Origin of the sequence: uncultured Amaricoccus sp. (assembly GCF_937858865.1) — a bacterium.
Classification (GTDB): domain Bacteria; phylum Pseudomonadota; class Alphaproteobacteria; order Rhodobacterales; family Rhodobacteraceae; genus Amaricoccus.
On record NZ_CALLYO010000138.1, the window covers coordinates 1 to 8,153 of the forward strand.

Sequence of the window (8,153 nt, forward strand, 5' to 3'; positions counted from 1 at the left end):
CTCCTTCTGCCGGACGCGCCCCACGAGCGACGAATGCGGGCGGCCACGGCGTTTCGATGGCTCCCGGCAAGGCCGGGAGAGCGGCCCGATATACCGAAGCGCGGCAGGAGCGCAAGGGGCTACGGCCCCGGGGGGGCGTCCATGTTCCACATGTCCTGCGCCATGCGCCAGACGCCGTCGGCTTGCTTCTTCCAGACGACGAGGGCCTTGCCGCCCGCCGTCGCGGCGCCGCCGCCCTCGGTGGGCACGGTGACGGACCAGGTGCCGGTCTCGATCATCGTGTCGTCTCCGACCATGTCGACGGCGACGAGGCCGAGCTCGAGATCGCGGAAGCCGGCGTCGAAGGCCTGCTGCCAGTAGTCGGCTATGGCGTCGCGCCCCTCGACGATCGGCGCGCCGTCGGGGAGCAGCCGTGCGTCCTCGGTGAAGGCCATCTCGGCCGCCCTGGCACCGTCACCGGTGGCGAAGGCCTGCTCCCAGAGCGCCTGGGCCGCGACGATCGGGCCGTCGTCGGCCTGGACCGGAACCGGCGCGAGGAGGAGGGCCGCCGCCGCGGCGAGCCGGCAGACTGTACGCATGATGTCTTCCCCCCGTTGCGGCGGACGGCTCGATCCTCCGTTCGCCGTTCTCGCGGCCGCGGGGCCCGCCGCAGATGGCGGCAGATCCGCGCCGCCCGCACAGCATAGCACGAATGGACGCCAGCGGGGGTGCCGCCGGCGTCCAGGGGAAGATCAACCCGCGACCAGGGCGGGAGCGCTCAGCCGCGCTCCTCGACGATGGTCACGAGGTGCGGGATCGCCGCCACCATGCCGCGGATCGACGGCGTGTCGGGCAGCTCGCGCGTGCGGTGCATCTTGTTCAGCCCGAGGCCGACCAGCGTCTGGCGCTGCACGGCGGGGCGGCGGATCGGCGAGCCGATCTGCTTGACGACGATGGTCTTCGCCATGCTCAGGCCTCCGCCGACGCTTCGGGGGCGGCCTCGGCCGGGGCGTCGGGCGCCTTCGGCAGGATGTCGGCCACCTTCTTGCCGCGGCGCTGCGCGACGAGGCGCGGGCTCTGCTCCTGCTGCAGGCCGTCGACGGTGGCGCGGATCATGTTGTAGGGGTTCTGGCTCCCCAGCGACTTCGCCACCACGTCGTGCACGCCGAGCATCTCGAAGACGGCGCGCATCGGGCCGCCGGCGATGATGCCGGTGCCGGCGGGCGCTGAGCGCATCACGACCTTGCCGGCGCCGTGGCGGCCGTTGGCGTCGTGGTGCAGCGTCCGGCCCTCGCGCAGCGGCACGCGGATCATCTGCCGCTTGGCCTGCTCGGTCGCCTTGCGGATCGCCTCGGGCACCTCGCGGGCCTTGCCCTTGCCGTAGCCGACGCGGCCCTTCTGGTCGCCGACGACGACGAGCGCGGCGAAGCCGAAGCGCTTGCCGCCCTTCACCGTCTTCGACACGCGGTTGATCGCCACCAGCCGGTCGGCGAATTCGGGGGTCTCGTCGCGGTCGCGGCGGTCGCGGCGCTCTCCCCTCGGTTCTCTGGCCATCTCGAGCCCTCCTAGAACTTCAGGCCGCCCTCGCGGGCGGCGTCCGCAAGGGCCTTGACCTTGCCGTGGAAGAGGAAGCCGCCGCGGTCGAAGTAGACCTCCTCGACGCCCGCGGCCTTCGCCCGCGCGGCGATCTCGGCCCCGACCTTCGCGGCCGCTTCCTTGTTGTTCTTGCCCTTGAGGCCCAGCTCCTTCTCCAGCGTCGAGGCGGCGGCCAGGGTGCGGCCCTGGACGTCGTCGATGAGCTGGACGGAGATGTTCTTCGAGGACCGGTGCACGGAGAGACGCGGACGTTCGCCCGCCATCTTCCGCAGCTTGTTCCGGACGCGCTGGCGGCGCTTCTGGAACAACTCTCTCTTGCTGTTCGCCATGAGTGTCGCGCCCCTTACTTCTTCTTGCCTTCCTTGCGGAAGATGAACTCGTCCTTGTACTTGATGCCCTTGCCCTTGTAGGGCTCGGGCTTGCGCCACTCGCGGATGTTGGCCGCGACCTGGCCGACGACCTGCTGGTCGATGCCCTCGACGATGATCTCGGTGGGCTTCGGCGTGGTGATGGTGACGTCCTCCGGGATCGCGAAGTCGACGTCGTGGCTGTAGCCGAGCGAGAGCTTCAGGACCTTGCCCTGGACCGCGGCGCGGTAGCCGACGCCGGTGATCTCCATCTCCTTCTTGAAGCCGGTGGTGACGCCGGCGACCAGGTTCGCGACCTGGGTGCGCGACATGCCCCACTGCTGGCGCGCGCGCTTGGAGAGCCCGCGCGGCTTCACGGAGACGGCGCCCTCGTCGACCGAGAGCGTGACGTCGTCGGTGGCGGTGAAGGAACGGCTGCCCTTCGGGCCCTTCACCTCGATGGTCTGCCCCGAGAGGGTGGCGGTGACGCCCTTCGGCAGCTCGACCGGCCTCTTTCCGATGCGAGACATCCTTCCCTCCTCAGAACACGGTGCAGAGGACCTCACCGCCGACGTTGGCGGTGCGGGCCTGGGCATCGGACATCACGCCCTGCGGCGTCGAGACGATGGCGACCCCGAGGCCCTGGCGGACCTGCGGCATCTCCTTGACGCCGGTGTAGACGCGGCGGCCGGGGGTCGAGACGCGGCGAAGCTCGCGGATCACCGGCTGGCCGTCGAAGTACTTGAGCGAGATCTCGATCTCGGGGTGGCCGTCCTGGGTCACCTCCTCGTAGCCGCGGATGTAGCCCTCGGCCTGCAGCACGTCGAGGACCCACTTGCGGATCTTCGAGGCGGGGGTGCGGACGGTGGACTTGCCGCGCAGCGAGGCGTTGCGGATGCGGGCGAGCATGTCGCCCAGGGGATCGTTCATCGACATGCGCGCCCCCTTACCAGCTCGACTTGACCATGCCCGGGATCTGGCCCTTGGAGGCCAGGTCGCGGAGCGCGATGCGCGACATGCGGAGCTTGCGGTAGTAGGACCGCGGCCGGCCGGTCACCTCGCAGCGGTTGTGCAGCCGCGTGGCCGAGGAGTTGCGGGGGAGCTCCGCCAGCTTCAGGCGCGCCTTGAAGCGCTCCTCCATCGGCAGGCTCTCGTTCTTCGCCGTCTCCTTGAGCGCGGCGCGCCGGGCCGCGTACTTCGCCACCAGGGCCTGGCGCTTCTTCTGGCGCTCGATCATGCTGATTTTTGCCATATCTCTCTCTCCCGCGCTCAGGCCGTGAAGGGCAGGTTGAAATGCTTCAACAGCGCCTTCGCCTCGGCGTCGGTCTTGGCCGTGGTGCAGATGACGATGTCCATGCCCCAGACCTGCTCGATCTTGTCGAAGTCGATCTCGGGGAAGACGATGTGCTCCTTGAGCCCCATGGCGTAGTTGCCGCGGCCGTCGAAGCTCTTCGGGTTCGTGCCGCGGAAGTCGCGCACGCGCGGCAGCGCCACGGTGATCAGCCGGTCGAGGAACTCGTACATCCGGTCGCGGCGCAGCGTCACCTTGGCGCCGATCGGCATCTCCTCGCGGACCTTGAAGCCGGCGATCGACTGCTTGGCCTTGGTGACGACCGGCTTCTGGCCGGCGATCTGGCCGAGGTCCGCCGCGGCGGCGCGCACCTTCTTGGTGTCGGAGACCGCCTCGCCGACCCCCATGTTCAGCACGATCTTGTCGAGCCGCGGGATCTGCATGTCGTTCTTGTAGCCGAACTCCTCCTTGAGCGCGGCGCGGATCTTCTCCCGGTACTGCTGCTTCAGCCGGGGCGTATAGTCAGCCATTGATCGTCTCCCCCGACTTCTTGGCGTAGCGCACCTTCTTGCCGTCCTCGAAGCGGAAGCCAACGCGGGTCGCCTCGCCGGTCTTCGGGTCGACGAGCGCGAGGTTCGAGAGCTCGATCGGCAGCTCCTTGGCGATGCGGCCGCCCTGGCTCGACTGGGTCTGCTTGGTGTGGCGGATGGCGACGTTCACGCCCGAGACGACCGCCTTGTTGTCCTTGGGCAGGACGCGGGTGATGTCGCCCTTCTTGCCCTTGTCGCGTCCGGCGAGCACGACGACCTTGTCGCCCTTCCTGAGCTTGGCGGCCATCAGAGCACCTCCGGGGCGAGCGAGATGATCTTCATGAAGTTCTTCGAGCGGAGCTCGCGCACCACCGGGCCGAAGATGCGGGTGCCGATCGGCTCGTTCTGGTTGTTGAGGATCACCGCCGCGTTGCGGTCGAAGCGGATGGCGGTGCCGTCCTCGCGGCGGACTTCCTTGGCGGTGCGCACGACGACGGCCTTGCGCACGTCGCCCTTCTTCACGCGGCCGCGCGGGATCGCTTCCTTCACCGACACCACGATGATGTCGCCGACGGAGGCGTAGCGGCGATGCGAGCCACCGAGGACCTTGATGCACTGAACCCGGCGGGCGCCGGAATTGTCAGCGACATCCAGATTGGTCTGCATCTGGATCATTGGGCTACTCCCGACCTGCGGGAACCGGTCCCGCGGTTTCGACGAAGCTGGATCAGGCCTCGGCGGCTTGTGCCGTCAAGACCGTCCAGCGCTTGGTCTTCGAGATCGGCGCGCATTCGACGATGCGAACGGTGTCGCCGACCTTGAACTTGTTCTCCGCGTCGTGCGCGCGGTACTTCTTCGACTTGCGCACGGTCTTCTTCATCATCGGGTGCGTGAAGCGGCGCTCGACCAGGACAGTGATCGTCTGGTCGTTCTTGTCGCTGGTCACGGTGCCCTGGAGGATACGCTTGGGCATGTCAGGCCTCCGCCTTCTGATCGGCACCAGCCGCGGCGGCGGCCTTCTGGTTGAGGATGGTCTTCACCCGGGCGGCGTCGCGGCGGACGGCCTGCATGCGGGAGGTATTCTCGAGCTGCCCGGTCGCCTTCTGGAAGCGGAGGTTGAAGGCCTCCTTCTTCAGGCTGGCGAGCTGGTCGCGCAACTGGTCGGGAGTCTTCTCCCGCAGATCGGCCGCCTTCATTGGCCACAAGTCCTTTCAACATCGCCGGAGAGCCCCGCGAGGGTCACCCTGATTCCGGCGGAGTCCATGGTGAGCGGGCCGTATAGGCGCAAAGGCCGGCGGGTGCAAGGCGATAATCGCCGCGGCTCAAAGCGTTGCGAAGAAGTCGGCGACGACGAGCTCGATCCCCGGCGGAACGAGGACCAGCCTGGCCTCCTCGCCGACGACCCGTGTCACGATCTCACCATCCTGCGCGTCTCGCGCATGGTGGATTACCCGCCGCCCCTCCGGATGGACGACGAGGTAGTGCCGGACGGACGCGAGGCGGAAGTAGTCGGCGAGCTTCGCGCCCGCGTCGATGCCCTTGCTGGAGGGCGAGACGACCTCCACGACGACGACGGGATCGGCGACCTGCACGACGTCGTTCGGCAGCCTGGGGCCGCACCGGACCAGCGCATCGGGTTCGTAGACGGTGGAGTCGTCGATGCGCACAGCCATGCCGTCGACGAAGGCTTCGCACCCCGATCGGTGGCCGGCGAGGGCGCGATCGAGCCCCTTCACCACTTCCTTCTTCACCCGCACGTGCCCGACGCGCTCCGGGGCCATCGCCACGATCTCGCCGCCAAAGAGCTCGAACCGGCCGGAGGGCTGGCGCATGGCCCACTCGATGAAGGCATCGGCCGTCATGGCGGCAGGGCGGGGCTGATGGGTCATGGCCTTTGCAGCATAACACGCCGCACGCGCCCGGAAACGAAAAAGGCCCCGGTCTCCCGGGGCCTCTCGGCTCGCGCAGGGCGGGCGCGCCGCCCGCGCTCACCAATCCTGGCGGGCGACGAAGCGGCACTTGATCGGCAGCTTCATGGCCGCGAGGCGCAGGGCCTCCTTGGCCACGTCCTCGCTGACGCCGTCGATCTCGAACATGATCCGGCCCGGCTTCACCTTGGCGGCCCAGAACTCGACGGCGCCCTTGCCCTTGCCCATGCGGACCTCGGTCGGCTTTTTCGAGACCGGCACGTCCGGGAAGACGCGGATCCAGACCCGGCCCTGGCGCTTCATGTGGCGGGTCAGCGCCCGGCGGGCCGCCTCGATCTGGCGGGCGGTGATCCGGTCCGGCTCCGCCGCCTTCAGGCCGAAGAAGCCGAAGTTGAGCTCGGAGCCGCCCTTGGCCTCGCCATGGATGCGCCCCTTGAACTGCTTGCGGAATTTCGTTCGCTTCGGTTGCAGCATTCTATTTCTCCCGGGAGGTCAGCCCCTCAGCGCGCGCGCTGCGGACGCATCCCGCCCCCTTCCTGCAGTTCGCTCTGGCGACGGTCCCGCGCCTGCGGGTCGTGCTCCATGATCTCGCCCTTGAAGATCCAGACCTTGATGCCGATGACGCCATAGGCGGTCTTCGCCTCGCAGAGCGCATAGTCGATGTCCGCGCGCAGCGTGTGCAGCGGCACCCGCCCCTCGCGGTACCACTCGGTCCGGGCGATCTCCGCCCCGCCGAGCCGGCCGCCGACGTTGATCCGGACCCCGAGCGCGCCCATGCGCATCGCGTTCTGCACCGCCCGCTTCATCGCGCGGCGGAACGAGACGCGGCGCTCGAGCTGCTGGGCGATGTTCTCGGCGACGAGCGCGGCGTCGATCTCGGGCTTCCTGACCTCGACGATGTTGAGGTGCAGCTCCGACTTGGTGAACTCGCCGAGCTTCTTCCGCAGCACCTCGATGTCGGCGCCCTTCTTGCCGATGATGACGCCGGGACGGGCGGCGTGGATCGTCACCCGGCACTTCTTGTGCGGGCGCTCGATCACCACGCGGCTGATGCCGGCCTGGGCGGCGTGCTTGCGGATATACTCGCGGATCGCGAGATCCTCGTGCAGCAGCCGGCCGTAGTCGGCGCCGTCGGCGAACCAGCGGCTGTCCCAGGTCCGGTTGACCTGCAGGCGGAGCCCGATCGGATTGATCTTCTGACCCATTACGCGGTCTCCTCGCTGACCTGCCGAACCTTGATCGTGACCTGGCTGAAGGGCTTCAGGATCTTCCCGAAGCGCCCGCGCGCCCGCGGCCGGCCGCGCTTCAGCACCATGTTCTTGCCGACGAAGGCCTCGGCCACGACCAGCTCGTCCACGTCGAGCCCGTGGTTGTTCTCGGCGTTGGCGATGGCGGACTGCAGCGTCTTCTTCACGTCGTCCGAGATGCGCTTCTTCGAGAAGGTGAGGTCGGCGAGCGCCTTCTCGACCGGCTTGTTGCGGATCATCTGCGCGACGAGGTTGAGCTTCTGCGGGCTGGTGCGAAGCATCCGGCTGACCGCCATCGCCTCGTTCTCCGCCACGCGGCGGGGGTTCTTGTCCTTGCCCATGGCTTACTTCCGCTTCGCTTTCTTGTCGGCCGCGTGCCCGTAGTAGGTGCGGGTCGGGCTGTACTCGCCGAACTTCTGGCCGATCATGTCCTCGGTCACGTTGACCGGGATGTGCTTCTTGCCGTTGTAGACGCCGAAGGTCAGGCCGACGAACTGCGGCAGGATGGTGGAGCGGCGCGACCAGATCTTGATGACCTCGGACCGCCCCGACTCGCGCGACTTCTCGGCCTTCTTCAGCACGTGGGCGTCGACGAAGGGGCCCTTCCAGACAGAACGCGACATGGGCTTACCTCTTCGCTTTCTTCACGTGACGCGAGCGCAGGATGTACTTGCCCGTCGCCTTGTTGGTGCGGGTGCGCGCGCCCTTGGTCGGCTTACCCCAGGGGCTGACCGGGTGGCGGCCGCCGGAGGTGCGGCCCTCGCCGCCGCCGTGCGGGTGGTCGATCGGGTTCATCACCACGCCGCGCACCTTCGGCCGGTAGCCCTTGAGCCGCATGCGGCCGGCCTTGCCGAAGTTCTGGTTCGAATTGTCCGGGTTCGACACCGCGCCGACCGTCGCCATGCACTCCTGGCGCACCATGCGGAGCTCGCCCGAGGAGAGGCGGATCTGCGCGTAGCCGCCGTCGCGGCCGACGAACTGGGCGTAGGTGCCGGCGGCGCGGGCGATCTGGCCGCCCTTGCCCGGCTTCATCTCGACATTGTGCACGATCGTGCCGATCGGCATCGAGGTGAAGGGCATGGCGTTGCCCGGCTTGATGTCGGCCTTGGCGGAGGCGATCACGCTGTCGCCGGCGGCGAGCCGCTGCGGCGCCAGGATGTAGGCCTGCTCGCCGTCGGCATAGCCGATCAGCGCGATGAAGGCGGTCCGGTTCGGGTCGTACTCGATGCGGATCA

General features: G+C 68.5%; 18 protein-coding genes. All 18 read right to left on the reverse strand.

The window, feature by feature from the left end; genetic code table 11:
* Window positions 1-119 precede the first annotated feature (119 nt).
* Window positions 120-578 carry an SgcJ/EcaC family oxidoreductase gene (locus Q0112_RS03865; RefSeq protein WP_297971653.1) on the reverse strand — a complete coding sequence of 153 codons (459 nt, stop codon included), beginning with the start codon at window positions 576-578 and terminating at the stop codon, window positions 120-122.
* A gap of 179 nt (window positions 579-757) precedes the next feature.
* Window positions 758-946: a 50S ribosomal protein L30 gene (gene rpmD, locus Q0112_RS03870; protein ID WP_297971655.1), complete on the reverse strand. Its 189-nt coding sequence runs from the start codon at window positions 944-946 to the stop codon at window positions 758-760.
* A gap of 2 nt (window positions 947-948) precedes the next feature.
* A complete protein-coding gene (gene rpsE / locus Q0112_RS03875) occupies window positions 949-1,533 on the reverse strand; it encodes a 30S ribosomal protein S5 (protein WP_297971658.1) in 585 nt (194 codons plus the stop codon).
* An 11-nt stretch (window positions 1,534-1,544) separates the two neighbouring features.
* A complete protein-coding gene (rplR, locus tag Q0112_RS03880) occupies window positions 1,545-1,904 on the reverse strand; it encodes a 50S ribosomal protein L18 (RefSeq protein WP_297971660.1) in 360 nt (119 codons plus the stop codon).
* A gap of 14 nt (window positions 1,905-1,918) precedes the next feature.
* On the reverse strand, window positions 1,919-2,452 hold the full coding sequence (rplF, locus tag Q0112_RS03885) for a 50S ribosomal protein L6 (RefSeq protein ID WP_297971663.1): 534 nt from the start codon (window positions 2,450-2,452) through the stop codon (window positions 1,919-1,921).
* A gap of 10 nt (window positions 2,453-2,462) precedes the next feature.
* A complete protein-coding gene (gene rpsH / locus Q0112_RS03890) occupies window positions 2,463-2,858 on the reverse strand; it encodes a 30S ribosomal protein S8 (protein ID WP_297971666.1) in 396 nt (131 codons plus the stop codon).
* A gap of 10 nt (window positions 2,859-2,868) precedes the next feature.
* Entirely contained in the window at window positions 2,869-3,174 is a 306-nt protein-coding gene (rpsN, locus tag Q0112_RS03895; protein WP_297971668.1) for a 30S ribosomal protein S14, read from the reverse strand.
* 17 nt (window positions 3,175-3,191) lie between these two features.
* Complete coding sequence (gene rplE, locus Q0112_RS03900; protein WP_297971671.1) at window positions 3,192-3,743, reverse strand: 50S ribosomal protein L5; 552 nt, start codon at window positions 3,741-3,743, stop codon at window positions 3,192-3,194.
* Window positions 3,736-4,050: a 50S ribosomal protein L24 gene (gene rplX, locus Q0112_RS03905; protein ID WP_297971673.1), complete on the reverse strand. Its 315-nt coding sequence runs from the start codon at window positions 4,048-4,050 to the stop codon at window positions 3,736-3,738. Before rplX ends, rplE begins: the two co-directional genes overlap by 8 nt.
* Window positions 4,050-4,418, reverse strand: coding sequence for a 50S ribosomal protein L14 (gene rplN, locus Q0112_RS03910; RefSeq protein WP_297971675.1), 369 nt, complete (start codon window positions 4,416-4,418; stop codon window positions 4,050-4,052). The genes rplX and rplN overlap by 1 nt, the downstream gene beginning before the upstream one ends.
* Window positions 4,419-4,470: 52 nt before the next feature.
* Window positions 4,471-4,716, reverse strand: a complete 246-nt coding sequence (gene rpsQ / locus Q0112_RS03915; RefSeq protein WP_297971678.1) for a 30S ribosomal protein S17 — start codon at window positions 4,714-4,716, stop codon at window positions 4,471-4,473.
* A gap of 1 nt (window position 4,717) precedes the next feature.
* Window positions 4,718-4,939 (reverse strand): 50S ribosomal protein L29, encoded by a 222-nt coding sequence (gene rpmC, locus Q0112_RS03920; protein ID WP_297971680.1) that lies wholly within the window; start codon window positions 4,937-4,939, stop codon window positions 4,718-4,720.
* 126 nt (window positions 4,940-5,065) lie between these two features.
* Window positions 5,066-5,632 carry a Uma2 family endonuclease gene (locus Q0112_RS03925; protein ID WP_297971683.1) on the reverse strand — a complete coding sequence of 189 codons (567 nt, stop codon included), beginning with the start codon at window positions 5,630-5,632 and terminating at the stop codon, window positions 5,066-5,068.
* 99 nt (window positions 5,633-5,731) lie between these two features.
* Complete coding sequence (gene rplP / locus Q0112_RS03930; protein ID WP_297971685.1) at window positions 5,732-6,145, reverse strand: 50S ribosomal protein L16; 414 nt, start codon at window positions 6,143-6,145, stop codon at window positions 5,732-5,734.
* 26 nt (window positions 6,146-6,171) lie between these two features.
* Window positions 6,172-6,876 (reverse strand): 30S ribosomal protein S3, encoded by a 705-nt coding sequence (gene rpsC, locus Q0112_RS03935; protein ID WP_297971688.1) that lies wholly within the window; start codon window positions 6,874-6,876, stop codon window positions 6,172-6,174.
* Window positions 6,876-7,259 carry a 50S ribosomal protein L22 gene (gene rplV / locus Q0112_RS03940; protein ID WP_297971691.1) on the reverse strand — a complete coding sequence of 128 codons (384 nt, stop codon included), beginning with the start codon at window positions 7,257-7,259 and terminating at the stop codon, window positions 6,876-6,878. Before rplV ends, rpsC begins: the two co-directional genes overlap by 1 nt.
* A 3-nt stretch (window positions 7,260-7,262) precedes the next feature.
* Window positions 7,263-7,541, reverse strand: coding sequence for a 30S ribosomal protein S19 (gene rpsS, locus Q0112_RS03945; protein ID WP_297971694.1), 279 nt, complete (start codon window positions 7,539-7,541; stop codon window positions 7,263-7,265).
* A 4-nt stretch (window positions 7,542-7,545) separates the two neighbouring features.
* Window positions 7,546-8,153 (reverse strand): 50S ribosomal protein L2 (gene rplB, locus Q0112_RS03950; RefSeq protein WP_297971697.1); only part of this gene is annotated, 608 nt, incomplete at its 5' end.